This window comes from Ampullimonas aquatilis (genome assembly GCF_049675895.1).
Classification (GTDB): Bacteria; Pseudomonadota; Gammaproteobacteria; order Burkholderiales; family Burkholderiaceae_D; genus Ampullimonas; species Ampullimonas aquatilis.
Map to the genome: position 1 here is coordinate 3,476,435 of NZ_CP183834.1, position 21,393 is coordinate 3,497,827.

21 protein-coding genes and 1 tRNA gene are annotated in these 21,393 nt (G+C 48.6%); 7 read left to right on the forward strand and 15 right to left on the reverse strand.

The features are described from left to right. The first annotated feature begins 8 nt into the window (after positions 1-8). The 3 genes from ACMYR3_RS16220 (at position 9) to ACMYR3_RS16230 (ending at position 2,587) form a co-directional block, all read left to right on the forward strand. Positions 9-713 (forward strand): response regulator, encoded by a 705-nt coding sequence (locus ACMYR3_RS16220; protein WP_424193112.1) that lies wholly within the window; start codon positions 9-11, stop codon positions 711-713. A gap of 37 nt (positions 714-750) precedes the next feature. After that, a tRNA-Phe gene (locus ACMYR3_RS16225) sits at positions 751-826 on the forward strand. A 690-nt stretch (positions 827-1,516) separates the two neighbouring features. Continuing rightward, positions 1,517-2,587, forward strand: a complete 1,071-nt coding sequence (locus tag ACMYR3_RS16230; protein WP_424193114.1) for a glycosyltransferase family 9 protein — start codon at positions 1,517-1,519, stop codon at positions 2,585-2,587. 5 nt (positions 2,588-2,592) lie between these two features. Here ACMYR3_RS16230 and ACMYR3_RS16235 read toward each other — a convergent pair whose 3' ends face one another. Beyond that, a complete protein-coding gene (locus tag ACMYR3_RS16235; protein ID WP_424193115.1) occupies positions 2,593-3,840 on the reverse strand; it encodes an O-antigen ligase family protein in 1,248 nt (415 codons plus the stop codon). 408 nt (positions 3,841-4,248) lie between these two features. Here ACMYR3_RS16235 and ACMYR3_RS16240 point away from each other — a divergent pair, with 408 nt between their 5' ends. Together ACMYR3_RS16240 and ACMYR3_RS16245 are read left to right on the forward strand one after the other, a co-directional pair. Beyond that, a complete protein-coding gene (locus ACMYR3_RS16240; protein WP_424193117.1) occupies positions 4,249-4,569 on the forward strand; it encodes a DUF6156 family protein in 321 nt (106 codons plus the stop codon). Between the two features lie 119 nt (positions 4,570-4,688). Next, a complete protein-coding gene (locus ACMYR3_RS16245; protein WP_424193119.1) occupies positions 4,689-5,123 on the forward strand; it encodes an Ohr family peroxiredoxin in 435 nt (144 codons plus the stop codon). Positions 5,124-5,176: 53 nt separating this feature from the next. Here the strand turns inward: ACMYR3_RS16245 and ACMYR3_RS16250 are convergent, their stop codons facing one another. Then, the gene (locus ACMYR3_RS16250) at positions 5,177-5,992 is read right to left on the reverse strand and encodes a phosphodiesterase (RefSeq protein ID WP_424193121.1); all 816 of its coding nucleotides are present in this window, start codon (positions 5,990-5,992) and stop codon (positions 5,177-5,179) included. Between the two features lie 248 nt (positions 5,993-6,240). On the opposite strand from ACMYR3_RS16250, the gene ACMYR3_RS16255 reads away from it, so the two are divergent. Then, positions 6,241-6,909: a hypothetical protein gene (locus ACMYR3_RS16255; protein WP_424193123.1), complete on the forward strand. Its 669-nt coding sequence runs from the start codon at positions 6,241-6,243 to the stop codon at positions 6,907-6,909. A gap of 124 nt (positions 6,910-7,033) precedes the next feature. Here ACMYR3_RS16255 and ACMYR3_RS16260 read toward each other — a convergent pair whose 3' ends face one another. The 4 genes from ACMYR3_RS16260 to hemE form a co-directional block, all read right to left on the reverse strand. After that, entirely contained in the window at positions 7,034-9,196 is a 2,163-nt protein-coding gene (locus ACMYR3_RS16260) for a UvrD-helicase domain-containing protein (RefSeq protein WP_424193124.1), read from the reverse strand. A gap of 118 nt (positions 9,197-9,314) precedes the next feature. After that, positions 9,315-9,674 carry a hypothetical protein gene (locus ACMYR3_RS16265; protein ID WP_424193126.1) on the reverse strand — a complete coding sequence of 120 codons (360 nt, stop codon included), beginning with the start codon at positions 9,672-9,674 and terminating at the stop codon, positions 9,315-9,317. A gap of 93 nt (positions 9,675-9,767) precedes the next feature. Continuing rightward, complete coding sequence (locus ACMYR3_RS16270) at positions 9,768-11,861, reverse strand: primosomal protein N' (RefSeq protein ID WP_424193128.1); 2,094 nt, start codon at positions 11,859-11,861, stop codon at positions 9,768-9,770. Between the two features lie 447 nt (positions 11,862-12,308). Further along, complete coding sequence (gene hemE, locus ACMYR3_RS16275; RefSeq protein WP_424193130.1) at positions 12,309-13,427, reverse strand: uroporphyrinogen decarboxylase; 1,119 nt, start codon at positions 13,425-13,427, stop codon at positions 12,309-12,311. A 119-nt stretch (positions 13,428-13,546) separates the two neighbouring features. Between hemE and ACMYR3_RS16280 the strand changes: the two genes are divergently transcribed. Further along, positions 13,547-14,119, forward strand: a complete 573-nt coding sequence (locus tag ACMYR3_RS16280; protein WP_424193132.1) for a YggT family protein — start codon at positions 13,547-13,549, stop codon at positions 14,117-14,119. Positions 14,120-14,246: 127 nt separating this feature from the next. Here the strand turns inward: ACMYR3_RS16280 and ACMYR3_RS16285 are convergent, their stop codons facing one another. The 9 genes from ACMYR3_RS16285 to ACMYR3_RS16325 form a co-directional block, all read right to left on the reverse strand. Beyond that, positions 14,247-14,669 carry a F0F1 ATP synthase subunit epsilon gene (locus tag ACMYR3_RS16285; protein ID WP_424193134.1) on the reverse strand — a complete coding sequence of 141 codons (423 nt, stop codon included), beginning with the start codon at positions 14,667-14,669 and terminating at the stop codon, positions 14,247-14,249. A gap of 60 nt (positions 14,670-14,729) precedes the next feature. Further along, a complete protein-coding gene (gene atpD, locus ACMYR3_RS16290; RefSeq protein ID WP_424193136.1) occupies positions 14,730-16,109 on the reverse strand; it encodes a F0F1 ATP synthase subunit beta in 1,380 nt (459 codons plus the stop codon). A gap of 52 nt (positions 16,110-16,161) precedes the next feature. Further along, a complete protein-coding gene (gene atpG / locus ACMYR3_RS16295) occupies positions 16,162-17,031 on the reverse strand; it encodes a F0F1 ATP synthase subunit gamma (RefSeq protein ID WP_424193138.1) in 870 nt (289 codons plus the stop codon). 30 nt (positions 17,032-17,061) lie between these two features. Then, a complete protein-coding gene (atpA, locus tag ACMYR3_RS16300) occupies positions 17,062-18,603 on the reverse strand; it encodes a F0F1 ATP synthase subunit alpha (protein WP_424193140.1) in 1,542 nt (513 codons plus the stop codon). 86 nt (positions 18,604-18,689) lie between these two features. Further along, entirely contained in the window at positions 18,690-19,223 is a 534-nt protein-coding gene (locus ACMYR3_RS16305) for a F0F1 ATP synthase subunit delta (protein ID WP_424193142.1), read from the reverse strand. Between the two features lie 2 nt (positions 19,224-19,225). Then, positions 19,226-19,696, reverse strand: coding sequence for a F0F1 ATP synthase subunit B (locus ACMYR3_RS16310; RefSeq protein WP_424193144.1), 471 nt, complete (start codon positions 19,694-19,696; stop codon positions 19,226-19,228). A 62-nt stretch (positions 19,697-19,758) separates the two neighbouring features. Next, the gene (gene atpE, locus ACMYR3_RS16315; protein WP_424193146.1) at positions 19,759-20,001 is read right to left on the reverse strand and encodes a F0F1 ATP synthase subunit C; all 243 of its coding nucleotides are present in this window, start codon (positions 19,999-20,001) and stop codon (positions 19,759-19,761) included. A 58-nt stretch (positions 20,002-20,059) separates the two neighbouring features. Beyond that, a complete protein-coding gene (gene atpB / locus ACMYR3_RS16320; protein ID WP_424193148.1) occupies positions 20,060-20,920 on the reverse strand; it encodes a F0F1 ATP synthase subunit A in 861 nt (286 codons plus the stop codon). 2 nt (positions 20,921-20,922) lie between these two features. Next, positions 20,923-21,261: an ATP synthase subunit I gene (locus tag ACMYR3_RS16325; protein ID WP_424193150.1), complete on the reverse strand. Its 339-nt coding sequence runs from the start codon at positions 21,259-21,261 to the stop codon at positions 20,923-20,925. Positions 21,262-21,393: the final 132 nt, after the last annotated feature.

The following is a 21,393-nucleotide window of genomic DNA, read 5'->3' on the forward strand; positions in this document are numbered from 1 at the left end:
TATACAGAATGGCAACAGTCTTGGTGGTAGATGATGAAATGGGCATCAGAGAATTGCTCTCTGAAATTTTGGGTGACGAAGGCCATCAGGTTGAACTCGCCGAAAACGCGCAGCAAGCGCGTGATTATCGCAATCACTCCGAACCTGATCTGGTTTTACTCGACATTTGGATGCCCGATACGGATGGTGTCACACTGCTCAAGGAGTGGGCGTCCCAAGGCTTATTGACCATGCCAGTTGTCATGATGTCCGGACATGGCACGATTGATACCGCGGTTGAAGCTACCCGCATCGGCGCGCTCAATTTTCTTGAAAAACCAATCGCACTACAAAAGCTTTTAAAAACAGTTGAACAGGCACTGGTTAAACCCGGCCACACGCCAGTCAGCCCCATCAACCATCCCGCACACAATCCCACACTGGGAAATGGCCTACCGCAAACCATTCACGAAGCCAACCCGGAGGGCGAGGCCGCCGCAGCCAGTATCAAGCTCATGGCGCAGCTTTCCTACTTTGGCACCGTGTCACTGGATATGTATTTACGTGATGCCCGTGACGCTTTTGAAAAAGTCTATTTTGAATATCATCTCGGCCAGGAAAACGGTAGCATGACCCGTGTTGCCGAAAAAACCGGACTGGAAAGAACCCACCTTTACCGCAAGCTAAAACAGCTTGGAATTGACTTGAATAAGTCAGAACGTCGCAGGGCTTGAGTAAATCAATAAAACCAAGCTATAATCTCACTTCTTTGGCCTGGTAGCTCAGTCGGTAGAGCAGAGGATTGAAAATCCTTGTGTCGGTGGTTCGATTCCGCCCCGGGCCACCAGTATTGATGCGGCTCACCACGTGGTGAGCCGTTTTCATTTCTTCTACAAAAAACACGCATTTCTACAAAAAATGGGAAAGCGGAGCGTGACCTATTTAAGCGGCCTCACCCGCTCCCCGACCCTGGCCCTGATGTAATGTTCGGTCATGTCCCTATTTTTATGGCCTAGCAACCTCTGAGAATGCCCAAGGTCTCCGGTGTCGCTGCCCGTCTTGGCCCTGATGTCCCTAAACTGAAAAGTCGCTCCCACTTTCAATCTAGCTTTATCGAACCGGCTTCTCAGCGAAAAGTAAGTTAACCGCTGCCCGTTCTCGTCTTGGATCAGATATAAGCCTGTGGCTTTTTGTGGTCTTGCCAATATCCTGTCTATTTTTATTCTGTCTACTATTCATGAAAAATTGGGCTCGCGTCACGGTTGATCGAACTTGCCCGACTTTGAATTACAATCGCTTTAACTTGGAAACCACTCAATCCAATTTAGTGGATTGGCATTTCAAACAACAAGGTTACCGTAAGGCATACTTGTTATCGTGAATAATCACATAGGTTTATAACTTCATGCGGTCGTAGTCAGATAGTGGCTTTACAACGAATCAATTCACTTACTTAATTGTTGATTACCCAATTGTTAGCGCGTCTGACGCCAATTTAAATAGATGATTCAACTCTTGCGCCAAGTCTCCGTTAGACATGTCGATTCATAGCTCCCACATCTTAATCTGTCGCACCGACAATATTGGGGATGTCGTCCTGACCTTTCCGATTGCTGCGCGCCTGAAACAAATGTTGCCTGGTGTGCGCATCAGCTTTTTATGTCGTGCTTATGCTGCATCCGTTGTCCGCTTTTGCAAGGATGTGGATCAAGTCTTTGAAGTCGAGTCGGTGACTGACAATCTGCTGCGTTTTTTCAAGCAGTCGGGTATTGATACTGTCATCATGGCGCAACCGGATCATGACATCATCCAGGCGGCTTTTCGAGCGGGTGTTAAGCACCGGATTGGTAATGCGCGACAGAAAATTTATCAGTTGATTTATTGCAACCGTCGAATTCGTTTCAGTAAAAGCACGTCTGACTTGCATGAATCGCAGCTCAACTTTGAGTTTTTACAGGCATATGGGCGACGCAGTATTCCATCGCTCGACAAGATGCCATCGCTGTATCACTTTCAGATCCCGACCATACGCGATTTTGAGGTGTTATTTAGAACGCACGCTTTCAATTTGATCCTCCATGCCAAGTCCAATGGACATGGCCGTGAATGGCCGATTGAATACTATGCAACGCTGGCCGAGATGCTAAGCAGCCACCCGGATATTCATCTCTGGTTGACCGGTAGTGCCAAGGAGGGCGAATGGTTATTGCAGCATGGTCAGGCACTCTTGCGTCGAGGTAATGTGACCAATGTCTGCGGACGATTTTCTTTGGCAGAACTGACGTCTTTCATTGGCCAGGCTGATGGACTGATTGCCAGCGGCACCGGACCACTGCATCTTTCTGCCGCCATAGGTCAGCGCACGCTGGGATTATTTCCACCTACGCGCCCGATGCATCCTGGTCGGTGGGCACCGGTTGGTCGGCGCACCTGGACTTTATGTTGCGAAAATAGTTGTGCCAATTGCGAACAAATCACTGAATCAAGCTGCGATTGCATGCGCAAAATCACACCGCAGCACGTTGCCGAGATTGTGCAGGGTTGGCTGATTGATACCCAAAATGAACGTGAATTGATGACACAGCAAACGCTTTCCGCAACTGCCTGACAGCCTTATATAGGCTTGGATACAACCAGCAAGGTTTGTTTTAGTTGGATGATCCAAGCCAGAAAAGCGGCTAAGCTCATTGAGTAGAATGCCGTGAGAACTGGCCAAAAAAACATCAGATCGGTCAGACCAAACACCCAAAAGCCCAAACAAACCAGTATGCCCATCCGCGCCACCCCACGCACCTCTCGGTTGGGATGATGCAGTTCTCGGCCAAAATAGTAGCCAGGCACCAGATACAGCGCCAAGCTGGCAAGCAGCCCCCAAATACCCGAGATGGCCATATTAAAAAGCAATTCATTATGCGAATGCGCATAAGCAGCGGCCACTGGTGTGATGATCTGCTGCTCGGCCAAAGTAGCCACGGCCTGTGGATAATTTTCCCGGCCGATCCCAAATAGGGGGGCCGTTTTAAACAAGCGCCAGGAAGCTTCCCACAACTGCAAACGAATACCAATTGAGGTGTCTTTTTGGCCCTGATAATACTGAGCAACATCGGAGCGGCTTTCATTTAGCCGACTCTGAATACTGTCGCTCAAGAAAAATATAGCACTCAAGCTGAGGATACTTAAAAAAGTGATTAGCCATTTGGCGCGACTACGCATGCCCGAAGCCAAAAGAAAAAACACCAAAAAAAATGGGATGGCGAGCCAACTGCCACGAGTCTTGACCATCACCGTGACATAAACACCCATGAACGCGATCAGCATCTTAAAAAGACTAAGCCATGGCTGCCCCCTCGCTTGACATGTTATTGAGGTGAGCACCAGACAACCCATCAGAAAAGCAAGATTGGAATAAGCAATCGTGGATAAAAAACCGATATTGCTCGGACGGTCATCGCCACCATGCGATAACCAGTAGGCCTTGGCCAATGCCAGAACAACGCCCAAGGCAAACGACCAGGGCAGCCAACGCAGTAGTCTGAGCGGTACAAACAGCACGGCCCAAAATGTCAGAATGAACAAGGCCAGGCGTAGCCCTCGATCATAAAACTTGATCACAAAATGGCCCGATGCCATTTGATTGAGCAGCACCGACAACAACAAGGACGCCATCGCCAATAGCAATGGCCAGTAGGCTTTCACATACGTGTTGAAGGCAAAAGACTCGGGTTGCTGGCGGGTTGCCAAGGCGCACAAGGCCACCATCAAGAGTAAAAACAGGCAGGCATTCCCTGCGTTGTGCAACACAATTGATAAAACTGGGTAAAGACCAATCAGCAAACTTGCTGACCATTGAATCAAACTCAAACCGGACTCCTGAAAGAGACTGCCTCCATCCCTATGCCTGCCAAAACGGCTTGGCCGCACTGATGAGGGGCTATTTGACCACACCATCACCATTGCCGTCGACACGATAGCGTCATCCAGACCACACTGGCTTACCAAACGTTGAACTCGACCCCATCTCAGCCATACGATTGATTAAACGGATGAAATCTCGCACACGATGGCATCAATATACTACCTAAGTGTATTTTTTATAACCCTTACAAATAGCACTACATCAATCATTTATTTAACATACTCCATCAAGTTGAGCATAAAAAATGCTCTTTAAGAGAGCGCAACGCACACGCTCTTCTTTGTCTGCGCACATTGATGATCATCACGGAACAGCTTTTGCTGTGTGCTCCCAACCAATTCATAGGAGACGCCATGACATCCATGACCGATGAAACCTCGTTACAGTTTCGCTTTTTTGTCACGTATAGCGGTGTCAAATTACCGCTTAAGTTGCTCGATGAGCTTGATACAGCCAGCCTTAACAATCGCAACACCTACTTTCGGGCCGGCTACGACGACAAAGCTCAATTGCGCTTACTGGAAAAGCGCACCTATGGTGAAGCTGAGCTGATTCATCGCTACGACTATCATGGCAACGGGCAACTGAGCCGCGCTGAAATTGATATGTGCGACGAAGATGAAGACATTACCATTCTGCAATTTGATGCCACCGGTGCGCTCTTGTCAGTCTAAAACTTGCTCAAGCAAATTGGGCTTGCTCAAAACTGAATGAATCAGGCATAGAGCTTGTATGAATAGATCTGACGCTGACTCAATTGTCGGCTTTGCGACAAACACTTCGAAAGGTCACCATGGATCTCGTCTACAAAACACTTGTCTTAAGTCAGGGCGGCCGTAATGGCCGAGTACAAAGTGCCGATGGCACTTTCAAACTGAATCTGGCCCAGCCCAAAGAAATGGGCGGTACCAAAGAAGGCGCAAACCCCGAGCAACTTTTTGCGGCAGCCTATGCAGCCTGCTTTGAAAATTCCATCCGCCACATTGTGCGACTCGACAAACTGCCACTCAAAGGCGTTTTTGTGGAAGCCGAGATTTCCATGTATGTGACTTTTGAGGGCCAATACCGGCTGGCGCTGTCACTGACGGCCATCATGACTGGGGTCGATCAACCCACCGCCGATTCGTTGGTGGAACGCGCCTTCAAGGTCTGCCCGTACACCGATGCCACTAAAAACAATATCAGCGTCAAAACGCTGGCCGTACTGGAAGACCCGGTCAAAGCTTAATCAAGCATGGGTGGGCCAAGGCTCGCTCAGCTTATTGCCTTGAGTAAAAATATTTAAATTTCAAATCCAGATTCTGCCTGTAAAAACTCATGAAAGTGCACAACAATGGATTCAACATCCATCTGTATCACAGCCAACATGGGTTGTTCAAGGCTGCCAGGGATATGCGCCTGATTTGGATTGAGATCCAAGGCAATTTGATGGTTGGTGCCGCGCACACATGAGAATGGCATACCATGCCAAGCGCCCGCAATGACGCGGTGCAAGTGACCAAAGCAGATATGGCGCACCGTCACGCCTTGCGTCCTGGCCTCCCCAATCGCAGCCAGCAAATGCGTTGTATCGCGCAAGCACAATGTATCCATACTGGCCAGTCCGACCGACAAAGGTGGATGGTGCATGAACAGCATCACTTGCTGACCAGGCGCACTCAGCATGGCCTGCGCTAGCCAAGCCGCGCGAGTAGCGCAATACACGCCATAGGCTTTGCCTGCTTGTTGTGTATCCATAAAAATCAGGCGCACCGTTTTACCGCCCACATCAACATCACGCCACGACTGCATAAAGCCATTCGCATCAAAAACCTGCTCGGGAAAGATGCGCTTCATTAAGGCTCGATCATCATGATTGCCCGGCAACAGCACATAAGGCTTATTGAGTTTTTGCAGACTGATCCGCAAGGTTTGATAACTGGCAGCCCACTCGTCTTCCACCAGGTCTCCGGTCAACACCAAAAGGCTCGCATCGGCAAATTGCCTGGCAATGCAATCCAGCGCGGCATCAAGACGTGCCGCCGGTTGACTACCAAACAAAGCTTTACCGTGTGGCAATAAGTGCAAATCAGAAAGCTGTATCAAGGTTAACGACATCGCCTGCTCCACCTGGGTTGGGATGATTTTTGATCTGCGAACAATTCTTGCAAGTGGCAACGACGTGCCCACTTACTTTTTGTCATAGGTTTGTAACGGTTTGCAACCCTTTACCAAGTATGGCTTTTTTGGCAAACGGTTTTTATGTTACCGGGTTTAATAGAGCCGTGTTGAATGATGATCGCACATAAGCCATCCCCAATAAATATAGAACACCCCTGACAACGATCATTTTTTTAAGGACTTACATGAAACAAGTTTTACTTGCGCTTTCTTTGGTGGCCACCGGTGCGGTGCTGTCCTCCAACTCTTGTGCCGCCGATGTGAATGGTTACGCCGAAGTATCGTCACTGGGCTTTGGTATTGGCGCATCCGTTGCAGCCACCAGCAATCTGGACATTCGTTTGGGCTACAACACCTTCAGTTATTCCAAAGACTATAACCACAATGGCATTAACTATAACGGCGACATCAAGTTGGGTACCTTTGCCCTGGTAGCCGAATATCATCCCTTCAATAGCGGTTTTCACGTTGATGCCGGTCTGATGTTTGGCGATAACAAAGTCAATCTGAAAGCACGCCCAACCAGCAATGGCGTGTACACCATTAATGGCGTCAATTATCCTGTAACAACAGCGGACGGCATTGATGGCAAGATCAAACTGATGGATGGGGCCGCACCTTATATTGGCCTGGGCTGGAACCTGTCTGCCGCACAAGCTAAAGGCTGGGGCTTTCGCTCTGGTTTGGGCGTGATGTTTGGCAAGGCACAAACCACCTTAACCCCAGTTGGACAATTGGCCACGGCACCCAATATTCAAACCAACCTGGCTGCTGAAGAAACCAAATTGAACAACGATCTGAAGATCTTCAAGACCTATCCCGTCGTTTATTTGGGTGCCAGCTACAAGTTTTAAGCTAGCGCGACAGTATTACCAGGCATGCGCCACATGCATGCCGGTTCATGAGTAGTCTCCTCTTCCAACTCCGGCATTGCCGGAGTTTTTTTATTGATATTTTCAATATTGAAAATTCAGATCGTCAAGCCGATTTTTTCTGCAGCAAGGCTTTGAGGCTGGATAATCTTTCCGCCGGCGCCATCGGCTTGCTTTCCGGTTCAGGCAATTTATCTTCATCCAATTTCATTTCTGCAATAAAACGTGATGGCTCACAGACCTGCGCTTCGCGCGCGCGTTTGCGCTTTTTACACCAGCTGATGTGCAGACTACGCTGAGCGCGGGTAATACCCACGTACATGAGTCGACGCTCTTCCTCAATCCGCGCTTCATCAGGCACATCATCGCTGCCCTTGTGCGGCAAGATACCCTCTTCCACACCCACCAAAAAGACATGCGGCCACTCCAGACCCTTGGCGGCATGCAGCGTGGACAGGCGCACCGCATCTGGATTTTCTTCCTTGCCTTCGAGCATGCTCATCAACGCCACCGTTTGAATCAACTCCAACAGGTTTTTACCTTGCTTGGCCAGGCCATCGGCATTATCAAAACCGGTAGCCTGCTTGACGCTGTCCAGTCCAATTGACTGCGCAGCACGATCATCGCGTGCGTCTTCATCGTTGTCATTGGCAGCACCTTCGGCATCGTCGTCAGGTTCATGCGCTTGCGTGCCACGCTGTTTGAGCCACATTAAAAAGTCCTGCACATTCTTCCACTTGGCTTGTGCCGTGCGTTCGTCAAAGTGATCGTAGAGATAGACTTCATAATCAATCGCGCTCATCAATTCATTGAGCAAGACACTGGCAGGCTCTTTTTCGGCACGATCCGTCATGCGTACGATAAACTCGCAAAACACGCGCAATGGCTCGACCTGACGCGCACCAAGACGGCTTTCTATACCCCCCATAAACACCGCTTCAAACAGACTGACCTTGGCCTGTCCGGCAAACTGGCCGAGCGTTTCGAGCGTGGCATTACCGATACCGCGCTTGGGCGTGGTGATGGCACGAATGAATGCCGGATCATCATCGCTATTGGCAATCAATCGCAAGTAGGAACAAATGTCCTTGATTTCAGCGCGTTCAAAAAAGGATTGGCCGCCGGACAGTACATAGGGAATACGCTCGCGTCTGAGCATCTGTTCAAAAATTCGCGCCTGATGATTGCCTCGATAAAGAATCGCGTAGTCACTAAATTTGGCCTTGCGTTCAAACTTGTGAGCTGACAATTTGAAGGCAATCGATTCAGCTTCATGCTCTTCATCGTTCATGCCGGTGATGTCAATCGCATCACCCGTACCTAAATCAGACCACAACGTTTTTTCAAAGAGCTTGGGGTTATTGGCAATCACCGCGTTGGCAGCCTGCAAGATCCTGACGGTAGATCGATAGTTCTGCTCCAGCTTGACGACCTTGAGCGCCGCAAAATCGGTTTGCAATTGCGACAGGTTTTCCAGGGTGGCGCCACGCCAGCCGTAAATGGCCTGGTCATCATCCCCCACCGCAGTAAAGGCCGCGCGAGAACCTGCCAGGAGTTTGACCAGCTCGTACTGACAGGCATTGGTGTCCTGATATTCATCGATGAGTAAATAGCGCAGTTTGCGCTGCCAGCGATCGCGCACCTCTTCGTTGCGCGCAAAGAGCTGCGCGGGCACGCGAATCAGGTCATCAAAATCCACCGCCTGATAGGCGTTCAGGGTCGCGGCGTAATTGCGATAAACGCGTGCGGCAATCATGTCGTCTTCGCTGGTCGCGGCATACACCGCGTCTTCCGGCGTCACCATGCCGTTTTTCCACAGCGAAATCGCCGTCTGGACTTTTCGGATCAGCGCTTTATCCGTGGTGGCCAATTGTTCCTGAATTTGCGCATAACAGTCGTCTGAATCCAGAATCGAAAAACGCGGCTTCAAACCAACATGCTGGGCTTCACTACGCAGTATTTGCACGCCCAATGAATGAAAGGTACAAACCGTGAGCTGCTTGGCAAAGTAACGACCACTGCGCGCTTTGCCCTTATGCTCCTTGCCATCCAATAACTTGCCGATACGCTCCTGCATTTCGAGCGCAGCCTTGTTGGTAAAAGTCACCGCGGCAATATGACGTGGATCAAAACCGATATTGAGAATCAGATGCGCAATTTTTTGCGTGATCACCCGCGTCTTACCGCTACCTGCACCGGCCAGCACCAAACAAGGTCCATCTAAATATTTTACCGCCTCGTTCTGGGCGGCATTTAAACCATGCGACATACTACCTTACTGTATTTTTAACTAACCTTATTTAACGCACTTAAGGAGATTAAATTGATTGGTACTGGCATCCAGTACCGCCATTTATTGATATTTCAAGCCGATTCGCCCGTGCATTTTAATCGGCCGATAACAGCAGTTTGACGCCATCCATGCCTTTTTCTTTGCTTACACTGGCTTTGGCAAATGCCACGCAATTTTGTTGTGGCGCTGGTAATCGTCCGGCCGACATATTATCGAAACGAGGAATGGGATGAATCGCAATCTGTCCCGGTTTCCAAAACACCATCGTCAAAGAGTTGCTATTACCTTGCAGCTGCTGATCTTTCAATAGCTGATTGATCGCGCTCGCGTTCACATCCTGTTGGCCCACCTGATTGGCGTTGGGTTCCAGCAAACAGGCCTGCTGCCAATCGCCGGAAACCTGACTTTTCAGCGCCATGGATGTGCCAATTGCCAGTCGCTGTATTTGCTGCATCCATGACTCGGTCTGATTTGCATTCGCCGTTGAGCAAATACACAAGCATATCAATAATGAAATTTTCAACATTTTGGCTCCCACATCAAGACCTTACATGCCCAATGGATCAACTTCCAGCTGCCACTTCATACGCCCTTTCATCGTCACCAACCCAGCACGCCATAAGGGTAACAGTTTTTGCAGCGCCGCTCGATTGGCTGACTCAATCAATAACTGGGCGCGCTCGATGTGCGCCAGTCGCACCAGCGTCATGGGTACCGCATCGTAAAAAGTGACGGGTAATCCCTGTTGTTCGGCCAATGCCTCACCCACTTCTTTGGCGGCTTGCAACCAAGCCAGGGCGGCCTCGACGGTCTTGGCTTCAGCACGCAAAATGGTCTGGTAAATATATGGTGGCATTTGCGCAATGCGCCGTTCTGCCAGCAGAATATGCGCGTAGCCAGCGTAGTCTTGCTTGGCCAGCGATGCAAACAAAGGATGCTCAGGATAGCGCGTTTGAATCAACACCTCGCTGGCTTTGCCCGACCGCCCCGCGCGCCCTGCCACCTGCATGAGCTGGGCAAAGAGCCGCTCACTGGCACGAAAGTCGGCCGCATATAAGGCACTATCCACATTTAACGCCGCCACCAGAGTGATGTTGCGAAAGTCATGTCCCTTGGCGACCATTTGTGTGCCCACCAAAATATCGACTTCACCACCATGCACCGAATCAAACAGGATTTGCGCGCTGCCTTTTTTGCGCGTGGTATCGGCATCAATGCGGGCGATGCGCGCGCCCGCAAACAACTCAGCCAGCGTTTCTTCAATGCGTTCTGTGCCGCGTCCAAAGGATTGCAGATCTTGATTGCCGCAAGTTGGACAGGCGCGTGGCAAACGTGCTTCCAGTCCACAGTGATGACAGCGCAAGAGCCGCTCACGCTTGTGCCAGACCATATGCGCTGAGCAACGCGTGCAGCCACCCACCCAACCGCAAGCCTCGCATGACATCACGGGTGCATAGCCGCGTCGATTCAAAAAGATGAGTACCTGCTCTTGCTTGGCGAGGCGCGCCCGAATGGCCGCTATCAAAGGCTCGGACAAGCCACTTTGCCCGGCAGGATGCCGCGCCGAATCAACCAGGCGGATCACCGGCAAAATCGTCTGCAAAGGACGCTGCGTGAGTTGTAGTAATTGATAATCACCTGATTTGGCGCGATACCAGCTTTCCAGCGATGGCGTGGCCGAACCCAGCACCACCGGGACGTTTAACTGCTTGCCTCGAAACACCGCCAAGTCGCGAGCTGAATAGCGCAAACCTTCTTGCTGCTTGTAGGATGGATCATGTTCCTCATCGACCACAATCATTTGCAGATTGGCAAATGACGCCAAGATCGCCAGACGCGTACCCAATACAATTTGTGCCATGCCCGTATGAGCAGCCAGCCAGCTGCGGGCCCGCTCACCTTCAGCCAGCCCACTATGCAGACTGACAATTCGCTTATTTGGAAAACGACTACGAAACACACCTTCCAGCTGCGGCGTGAGATTGATTTCTGGCACCAATACCAGCGCCTGAGCATGAATTTCCGTTGCTGAAGGCGATATATTTTCTGTATTCAACAAACTATCAGCTTGCGCCAGTACCCGTGCAATCGACTCACAATAGACTTCAGTTTTGCCACTGCCCGTAATGCCCTGCAAGAGAAACGTTTGAAATTGCCTGATGCTGGCAATGGCTTCTACCGCCTTTATCTGTTCTTGTGTCAGGGCATGTGATGCTACCGGCGCTTCATTCTGTTCAAACGCAGGGACATCCAGCGACGTTTTGGGCACCAGCAATAATTTCGCGACTCTTTTAAGCGTGCGCTCATCATTGTCATGCACGCGCCGTAAATGCGCTGGAATTGCCGGGATCGCTACCTCACCAATCCCACGCTGATAATATTTGGCGGCAAACTCAATCAACCATTGCCAATCCATTTTCAGCGGAGCGATACCCAACAGTTTTCGCACAATTGGCCGCACTTTATCCACCGCGATCGGTGGCTGCGTACTGGGTAATTGCCAGACAATCCCAACTTTTTGAGTTGTTCCAAAATCGACAACAACCCAATCACCAGTATGCAAGTCAAAGTCTTGCAAATACACATAGTCCACCAGGGAAAATACTGGGGTGTCGAGTGCGACTGCGGCAAAACTTGTCATTTATGTAATAAATCCGACAGTCGTAACTTCATGTATCACTTTAAGTGTGTAGGTAAATATCTGACAGGATTCAATTTTCTGCGCTTCACGATTCTGTGTCCACATATCTTGTGGATAACTTTGTGAAAAAGTACCTCCTGAACACCCTCAAGCCTTGATTTCTGTGGCTTTCAGCAAAATGCACAAACACCGAGCAAAAAAATTTATTACTATAAAACAATAACTTACGCTATTTACTCGTTTTTTAGTTACATCCATGTCCGACGCATGACGTCTTTGGGATTTTGTGCATAAGTCAAGGCCTTGAATCGAAAAAATCTGTCAATTTTCTTCATTTAAAATCTTGACGAATGCAATTTGCTCAATCTCATCTTATGTACAAAGTTACTTCTTGTTACAGTTTGGGAAATAAAAACACCGCCATGGCTAGCCTTTAAACAGACTTTCTCAAGCCTGCCGAATTTTTTTACTATACCCATGCACCTCATCCACCAGCACAGAAACCGACTCGGGTGGCGTAAATTGAGAAATCCCGTGTCCCAGATTAAAGATATGGCCGCCATGCTTGCCGCCCGCACTGATTGGTGCACCAAAACTGTCCAAAACCTTGCCAACTTCGGCCCGGATACTTTGCTCTGAAGAAAATAGCACATTGGGGTCGAGATTACCTTGAAGCGTGCAACGCTCGCCAATCCTGGCTCTGGCTTTTGCCAGATTAACCGTCCAATCCAAGCCTACGCCATCACAGCGCGTGGCAGCAATTTCTTCTAGCCACAAACCCCCACCTTTAGTAAAAACGATGGCCGGTACGCGCTGGCCATTGTGTTCTCGTTTAAGTTGATCGAGTACCAATTTCATGTAAGTTAATGAAAACTGCTGATAAATGCCATCGGCCAAAACACCGCCCCAGGTATCAAAAATCATCACCGCCTGGGCGCCAGCCTCAATTTGGGCATTCAAATAGGTTGCAACAGAGTCGGCATTAACTTGCAAAATCTTGTGCATCAGATCAGGACGGGAATACAGCATCGATTTGACGGTTCTAAAGTCATCCGAGCCGCCACCTTCGACCATATAGCACGCCAGTGTCCAGGGACTGCCAGAAAAGCCAATAAGCGGCACTCGTTGACGGCCATCCTTGACCAGAGCCCGACGAATACTTGTCACGGCATCAAAAACATATTGCAGTTCCGACATGTCGGCGCGAGCCAACCTATTGACTGCCGCTTCATCCCGTATCGGGTTTTTGAAACGTGGGCCTTCGCCGTCAGCGAAATAAAGCCCCAAACCCATTGCATCCGGGACAGTCAAAATATCCGAAAACAGGATTGCAGCATCCAGCTCGTATCGATCCAATGGCTGGATAGTGACTTCGGTTGCGTAGTCAGGATTTTTTGCCAATCCAAGAAAGGAACCGGCGCGCTTTCGAGTCGCACAATATTCAGGCAGATAACGCCCTGCCTGGCGCATCAGCCATACTGGCGTGTAATCGGTTGGCTGGCGCAACAAAGCGCGCATGAATTGGTCATTGGCAAGTGGATACTGGCTGAAATCAGAAGTGGTCATAACGTGGCATGGCACTTATGCAGTTGCATTGTGCAGATGAGAAATGCGCATTGTAATGGAGTGACTGCCTGACAGCGATTTATACTTGTGTCCTGTTTAATTTAGATAAGTGAACAATCATGTTCTTTGAAACCGTCCATTTGCTCATCAACACTTTATTCGGATTTTTTTCCGGACTTTTTCTGCTGCGCTTTTTAATGCAAAAGTTTCGTGTTCCCTTTGGCAATGAGATTGGTCGTTTTGTCATCGCCTTCACGGATTGGTTAGTCAAACCTTTACGAGCCGCTGTACCCGGCATAGCAGGCTTTGACTGGGCAAGCTTGATCGCTGCCTGGTTATCAACTTTTGTCGGCATCGCACTGGCCTGGGTAATTTCAAGAGCTGATTATTCACTTAATCCAGATAGCCTGATAAGTTTATTGATCATCTCGTTCTTTCAATTGCTCACGACCATCATCTGGCTCTTCAAAGGCGCACTGATCGCTTTTGTTGTCCTGTCATGGGTTGCACCTCAGGCACCGGTCATGATGATGCTGATGAGCTTTACCAGGCCACTGTTGAGCCCTATCTCGCGGGTGATTCCGCCGATTAGCGGTTTTGATCTATCACCACTTTTTGCATTGCTGGGACTACAGATCGCAGACATCATCGTCAATCATCTGACCGGTGAAACGCTCCGGCTATTTGGCTAATTCGATGCCGTGCCAGTCCGACATATTTGACTCATTATTATCTATCAATGTCCTTCCAATTTAACAAGCGAAAAAAAAGAGTCCGAAGACTCCTTTTTAATTAAGCAATAAAGCTTAAAGTTTTCGCTTAATGTTTTCTATTACGCAGACGAGCAATTGCAGCCAGCTGAGCAACCGCAGTAACCAGTTCTGACTGTGCTTTGGCGTAATCAATATCTGAAGTTCTATTAGCCAAAGCATCTTCTGCCAGGCGTTTCGCTTCGCTTGCCTTAGCTTCATCCAGATCATGGCCACGAATTGCAGTATCGGCAAGCACCGTCACTGAGTTCGGTTGCACTTCTAGAATCCCACCTGCTACAAACACAAACTCATCAGCACCGCCTTCAACTTCGATCCGGACTGCACCTGGACGAATTCTCGTAATCAAAGGTGTATGGCCGGGCAAAATACCGAGCTCACCTGATTCACCGGGCAAAGCGACAAATTTGGCAGTACCAGAGAAGATCGACTCTTCAGCAGAGACAACATCAACATGTATGGTATGAGCCATATGATTCCTTCACGTTTATGCCGGATAACCAGTTATCCGGCATCACAGATAAACTGACGATTATTTCAGTTTAGTTGCTTTTTCGATGGCTTCGTCAATTGTGCCAACCATGTAGAAGGCCTGCTCTGGCAGGTGGTCCAACTCACCGTTAACAATCATGTTAAAGCCGCGAATGGTTTCCTTGAGGGAAACATATTTACCAGGACTGCCAGTAAACACTTCAGCAACGTGGAAAGGCTGTGACAAGAAGCGCTGGATTTTACGAGCACGAGCAACCAGTAATTTATCTTCTGGTGCCAGTTCATCCATACCCAGAATCGCGATAATGTCGCGCAATTCTTTGTAGCGCTGCAGCGTACCCTGTACAGCACGGGCTGTCTGATAATGCTCTTGGCCAACCACGTTTGGATCCAGCTGACGTGATGTAGAGTCAAGTGGGTCAACCGCTGGATAGATACCCAACGCGGCAATATCACGTGACAACACAACGGTTGAATCCAAGTGAGCAAAAGTCGTTGCTGGTGATGGGTCAGTCAAGTCATCGGCTGGCACATAAACGGCCTGAATGGACGTAATGGAGCCAGTTTTTGTTGATGTAATACGTTCTTGCAGACGGCCCATTTCTTCAGCCAATGTAGGTTGATAACCCACTGCGGAAGGCATACGACCCAACAGCGCAGATACTTCCGTACCGGCCAGTGTGTAACGATAGATGTTATCCACAAAGAACAATACGTCACGGCCTTCATCACGGAACGCTTCAGCCATTGTCAAACCTGTCAGCGCGACACGCAGACGGTTACCTGGTGGCTCGTTCATCTGACCGTACACCATGGCCACTTTATCAAGAACATTGGAGTCTTTCATCTCGTGGTAAAAGTCATTACCCTCACGAGTACGCTCACCCACACCGGCAAACACGGACAAACCCGAGTGCTGTTTAGCGATGTTGTTGATCAACTCCATCATGTTAACGGTCTTACCTACACCAGCACCACCAAACAGACCAACCTTACCACCCTTAGCAAAAGGACAGATCAAGTCAATCACTTTAATGCCGGTTTCCAGCAGATCCTGTGACGGTGACAGCTCGTCATAAGCAGGAGCTTTACGGTGAATAGCCGCACGTGCATCTGTGCCAATTTCGCCAGCTTCATCAATTGGATTACCCAATACGTCCATGATACGGCCAAGCGTAGCCTTGCCAACTGGCACAGAAATAGGTTTACCTGTATTGGTAATTTTCAGACCACGACGCAGACCATCTGATGTACCCAATGCAATCGTACGGACAACGCCATCGCCCAGCTGTTGCTGAACTTCCAGTGTTAACGCAGAGCCTTCCAGCTTTAGCGCGTCATACACTCTAGGCACATTGTCACGGGGAAACTCAACGTCAACCACCGCGCCGATACACTGAACGATTTTGCCTTCAGCCATTTTCGTTCCTTCAATAAAATTAATATCTGTTCAAAAAATTCTAAGCCTGTGCTTATACCGCAGCCGCACCAGCCACAATCTCGGAGAGTTCAGTTGTAATTGCAGCTTGACGAGTCTTGTTATAGACCAGTTTCAATTCTCCAATCACATTACCAGCATTGTCGGTCGCCGCTTTCATAGCGACCATTCGTGCCGACTGTTCTGACGCCATGTTATCAGCTACCGCTTGATAAATCAGCGCTTCAACATAACGTAACAACAAGTCATCAATCACCGATTTGGCTTCTGGTTCGTAGATGTAGTCCCAAGTATGCTGGCCTGCATCTGCTTTGAGCTTGTCGGATGTCAATGGCAGCAATTGCTCTACCAAAGACTCCTGTTTCATCGTATTGATAAATTTGGTGTAGCACAGATAGACCTTATCCAACTTGCCGTCCTGATAAGCATCCAGCATGACTTTCACCGGGCCAATCAATTTTTCAAGATGGGGCGTATCACCAAGCTGAGTTGCATGGGCTATAACCTTCGCACCAATACGATTCAAAAAACCCAAGCCCTTGTTGCCTAATGCGACGGCTTCTGCACCGACACCTTGTGCTTCAAATTCTTTGATTTTTAATGTAACAGCACGTAATACGTTGGTATTCAAACCACCACACAAACCTTTATCAGTCGTCACCACAATGAACCCAACCTTTTTGGCGGCATCATGCATTACCAAAAATGGATGGGTATATTCAGGATTGGCCTGAGACAGGTTGGCGGTTACGTTACGAATCTTGTCACTATACGGTCTTGCTGCTCGCATCCGATCCTGCGCTTTACGCATTTTGGATGCAGCCACCATTTCCATAGCTTTCGTGATCTTCTTCGTATTTTCTACGCTCTTGATCTTGCCGCGTATCTCTTTGCCTGCAGCCATGAGTATTTACTCCTTCAGCTCCAGTTAAGATTAATAAGCGCCGGATTTTTTAAAGTCGGCAACCGCAACAGCCAGTGCAGCTTCACCATCTTTATCCAGTGCCTTGGTTTCTTCAATCTTGGCCAATAATGCACCGTGACTGGTCTTCATATAATTGTGCAAACCGGCTTCAAACGACAGCACTTTTTTCACTTCGACATCATCCAGATAGCCCTTGTTCACAGCAAACAGCGTGACTGCCATGATAGAGATAGGCTGTGGAGAATATTGAGTTTGCTTCAACAACTCGGTAACACGTGCACCACGATCCAGCTGTTTACGTGTGGCTTCATCCAGATCAGAGGCGAACTGGGCAAATGCAGCCAACTCACGATATTGAGCCAGATCCGTACGGATACCACCAGACAGGCCTTTAATTACTTTGGTCTGCGCTGCACCACCCACACGAGAAACGGAAATACCGGCGTTAATCGCAGGACGAATACCTGAGTTAAAGAGGTTGGTTTCCAAGAAGATCTGACCATCAGTAATCGAAATCACGTTGGTCGGCACGAACGCAGAAACGTCACCAGCTTGAGTTTCAATAATTGGCAATGCAGTCAATGAACCGGTTTTGCCCTTGACTTCACCTTTAGTGAATTTCTCAACGTAATCTTCGTTCACACGAGCTGCACGCTCCAGCAATCGACTGTGGAGATAGAACACGTCGCCAGGGAAAGCTTCGCGACCTGGTGGGCGACGCAACAGCAAAGATACTTGACGATAGGCAACCGCTTGTTTGGACAGATCATCATAAACGATCAATGCATCCTGACCACGATCACGGAAATATTCACCCATCGTACAGCCAGAATAGGCCGATACGAATTGCATTGCGGCCGACTCGGAAGCCGCGGCAGCGACAACAATGGTGTATTCCATCGCGCCATGCTGCTCAAGAGCACGCACCACGTTTTTGATCGAGGAAGCTTTCTGACCAATCGCAACATAGATACAGGTCATGTTCTGACCTTTTTGATTGATGATGGCATCAATCGCTACGGCAGTCTTACCAGTTTGACGGTCACCAATGATCAACTCACGCTGACCACGGCCAATCGGCACCATGGAGTCAATTGATTTCAGGCCAGTTTGCATTGGCTGAGATACTGATTGACGAGCAATAACGCCTGGTGCAATTTTTTCGATCGCATCAGTCATTTTTGCATTGATTGGGCCTTTACCATCAATTGGTTGACCCAGTGCGTTTACAACGCGACCGATCAACTCAGGACCAACTGGAACCTCAAGAATGCGACCAGTACATTTAACTGTATCGCCTTCACAGATATGCTCATATTCGCCCAAAATAACGGCACCAACTGAATCACGCTCAAGGTTGAGCGCAAGACCGAAAGTATTACCGGGGAACTCAAGCATTTCACCCTGCATAACATCTGACAAACCGTAAATGCGGACAATACCGTCAGTCACAGAAATTACGGTTCCCTGATTGCGAATCTCTGCTGTATTTTCCAGCCCCTGGATTCGACTCTTGATCAGCTCACTGATCTCGGAGGGATTGAGTTGCATACAAACTCCTATGTTCTTTTCTTATGGATCATGTTTATTTACACAATCCGGCATCTCAGAAATGAAGCCACAAACTGATGTTGATATCAGCTAGTCAAGGCAACACGCATTTGTGCCAGTCGGGCTTTAACCGATGTATCCAGCACTTCATCACCGACGGTTACTTTGACACCACCAATCAAACCTGGATCGACTGTGACACTTGACTTCAACTTGCGGCCAAACTTGCGCTCCAAGGCGCCAGTCAATTCTGCAAGTTGTGCTGCTTCAAGTGGAAATGCACTGACGATTTCAGCATCAGCCGAGCCTTCGGCTGCATTGCGCAAAGCTTCAAACTGCTCAGCAATTTCAGGCAGTGCCTTGAATTTGCCATTTTGTAACAATGCGGTCAGCAGATTTTTGGTTTCCGGCGTCACTGCTGTTTTGAGCAGTCCCAGTACCAAATCTGCAATTTGCGAACTACCCAACTTGGGATTGTCCACGACAGATTGTACTTCTGGGACTACTGCAACTTGTGCCAGCTCGTTGATAAGCGCAGCCCAATCAGACAGATTACCGGACTGAGCCACCTTGAACAAGGCCTCCGCATAGGGACGAGCTACAGTCGCTAATTCAGCCATGATTACAGCCCCGCTTTCAATTGAGACAACAAGTCAGCATGAACAGCAGGATTCACTTCGCGCTTGAGAATTTGCTCTGCACCAGATATTGCCAAGGTAGCAACCTGATTACGCAATTCCTCTTTAACACGTGTGAGTTGTTGTTCCGCATCAGCTTTTGCTGCAGTAACAATTCTTACTGCTTCTGCTGAAGCATTTTGCTTAGCCTCTTCGATAATTGCTAATGCACGCTTTTCAGCGTCAGCAATACGTTTTTGACCTTCATCACGAGCCTCCGACAATGCTTTTTCGACACGTTTGTTAGCAGCTTCAAGATCTGCCTTACCACGTTCTGCAGCAGCCAAGCCATCGGCAATTTTTTTCGCACGATCATCAAGTGCCTTAGTGAGTGGAGGCCATATAAACTTCATGGACACCCACGCCAAGATAAAGAACACTATTAGCTGCGCGAAAAGAGTCGCGTTTAAATTCACGTCATTCTCCTTTCCTTAAGGGCGCACCGCAATGCAATGCGAACATACACAAAAGGTATGAATTAACCCGCGAAAGGATTAGCAAATGCGAACAACATCGCAATACCAACACCGATCAGGAACGCAGCATCAATCAGACCAGCCAACAAGAACATTTTAGTTTGCAGTGTGTTCATCAGTTCTGGTTGACGTGCTGAGGCTTCCAGATATTTACCGCCCATCAAAGCAATACCGATACAAGCACCGATAGCGCCCAAACCAATAATCAGACCGCAAGCCAAAGCAACGTAAGCAACGTTAGTCATGTTTACTCCTTAAAGATTAAAAAACAAAAAATTAAAAAACAAAGAACCCCAAAACTCATCAATGATGATCATGCGCCTGACCGATGTATACCAAAGTCAGCATCATGAAAATAAAGGCCTGCAACAACACGATCAAGATGTGAAAGATTGCCCATGCCGAACCAGCGATGACCTGACCGATGAAGCCCAATACGCTGCTTGCGTTGTAGCCAGTCCAAATACTGCCCAGCAAAGCAATCAACATAAATAGCAATTCACCTGCATACATATTGCCGAACAACCGCATCCCCAAGGAAACCGTCTTGGCAGCAAATTCGATCAAGTTCAACAAGAGGTTGAATGGAGCAAGCCAGATACCAAACGGGGCTGCAAACAGTTCATGTATAAACCCTCCCAGGCCTTTGATTTTGACACTGTAGTAAAGCATGAACCAAAGCACACCCAAAGCAATACCCAGCGTGCCATTCAGATCAGCCGTTGGAACAATGCGATGAAAATGAATCACCTCACCCAAGCCAACCAGTTCAAAAATTTTATGTGGCAAATCAATTGGCAAGAAATCCAGTGCATTCATAAACAGCACCCACATAAATACGGTCAAGGCCAAAGGCGCAATAAATGTTCGATCACCGTGCACGATACTTTTAGCTTGATCATCAACCATTTCAACGATCATTTCCACCAGCGCCTGGAAACGACCGGGAACACCAGAGGTGGCTTTACGAGCAGCCAACCACAACAATGTCAGCGCCAAGACGCCACAGAATGAAGACCAGAATATGGTGTCCCAGTTAAAAACATGGAAATCGACAATGAAGCCCTGCTTCTCGGAAGACAGATGCGTCAAATGGTGAATGATGTATTCAGACGCAGTAGGTGCGTGAGTACCAGCTTGTTCAACAGCGTGTTCGGTGGACATATTTATCTCTTAATCAACAGAAACAGGTAACTTTTTAGCGCGATGACCAGACCGCCAATAAACGCTGGCCAAACCATCCCACTATAAAACTTAATCGATAGAAACAACAACAAAACCGTCAAGCCAACTTTTACGAACTCACCCAGCAAAAAAGTCGCCGGGTTTGCACCTTGCGGTTTTTTAGCATCCAGCCACAAGCGAAAGGCAAACAGCGCCGTTGGCAATATGCAGGCTCCGCCTCCAAGCATCAACGAAACAGCCGCATGCTGACCAAACACTATCAACAAAACTAGCGAGGTGAGCACGATGGCGAAACATTGCAGCAATACAAGCTGGAGCATTACTTTTTATTCGAGGCCCCAAGCGATAGACTTGCCTGAGTAGGCGCGTTAACGAAAACGCAAAACAACGGGATTATAGGTGTTTCACCTTATCGCCGTCAAATTGTTCCGCACGATTGTCTTGTATTCACA